This window comes from Facklamia sp. P12945, assembly GCF_050409485.1.
Taxonomy (GTDB): domain Bacteria; phylum Bacillota; class Bacilli; order Lactobacillales; family Aerococcaceae; genus Facklamia.
The window spans coordinates 1-1,198 of the sequence record NZ_JBNUPJ010000052.1 but is presented as its reverse complement, the minus strand read 5'-3'; the positions used below and the strand labels follow the sequence as shown (position 1 = coordinate 1,198).

General features: G+C 38.8%; 1 pseudogene. It reads left to right on the top strand.

The window, feature by feature from the left end:
• Positions 1-95: 95 nt before the first annotated feature.
• Positions 96-1,198 (top strand): annotated as a pseudogene (locus tag ACQV2X_RS08720) (IS256 family transposase); the annotation flags it as partial.

Genomic DNA, 1,198 nt, shown 5'->3' with positions numbered 1-1,198 from the left:
AAGTCCATATAATTGTGTAAAAGTAAAAAAGGTCATGAAACGTCCTTTTACGGTACAATGTTTTTGACTAAGAAAACATACCCAGGAGGACTGTCATGACCCAAATACATTTTACTTTTAATCCAGACGAGATTCAAAAACTTATTAATCGTTCGGTTTCTGATGATCTTGCCAAAAACTTACTAACAACGTTATTTAATCAACTGATGGAAAACCAACGCGATCAATACATTGGTGTTGGTGAGTTTGAACGCGGTGAAGAACGTGTGAGTCAACGTAATGGCTACTGCGATAGAACGGACACAACGCGAGTGGGTACTCTTACTCTTCGTGTCCCACGCTCAAGGGATGGTCAGTTTTCAACAGATATCTTTGAAAGATATCAAAGACTTGAAAAAGCTCTTTTAGCGTCTATGCTCGAGATGTATGTTTCAGGTGTTTCGACTCGAAAAGTCAGCCAAATCGTCGAAGAACTATGTGGTAAACAAGTCTCTAAGTCCTTTGTTTCTAATCTTACTAAAGAATTAGACGAGGTTGTCAAAGCATGGCAAACTGCACCTTTTGAGAAAAGCTATTCCTATCTCATGACAGATGTGCTTTATATTAAAGTGCGTGAAAATAATCGAGTTGTTTCTAAAAGCTGCCATATCGCCATCGGTTTTAGTGAATCTGGAGAAAGAGAAGTCTTAGGATTTCTCATCCAAGATGGTGAGAGTGAACAAACATGGACACATTTCTTCGAGTACTTAAAAGAACGTCATTTACAAGGTGTTAAACTCATTATTTCCGATGCCCATAAAAGCCTTGTAACAGCCATCAAAAAAGAATTCACGAATGTATCCTGGCAAAGGTGCCAAGTACATTTCTTACGAAACATCTTCGCCAGCATTCCAAAGAAAGATTCTCAGCTCTTTCGAGAGCAAGTTAAAGCCGTGTTTCGAATGACTAATCTTGAAGAAGCACGAAAACTAAAACAAGAAACCCTTGAGGAATTTGAGATACAAGCCCGATATGCGAAAGCATGCCAAGTTTTGGATGAAAGTTTTAAAGATGGATTCCAATATGTCGCTATTGGAACAGCCCACTCTCGATGACGAAGTACAAACCTTTTAGAACGATTGAATCAAGAAGTACGTCGTAGAGAGAAAGTGGTACGAATCTTTCCAAATGTCGACTCAGCTAATCGATTAATTGGCTC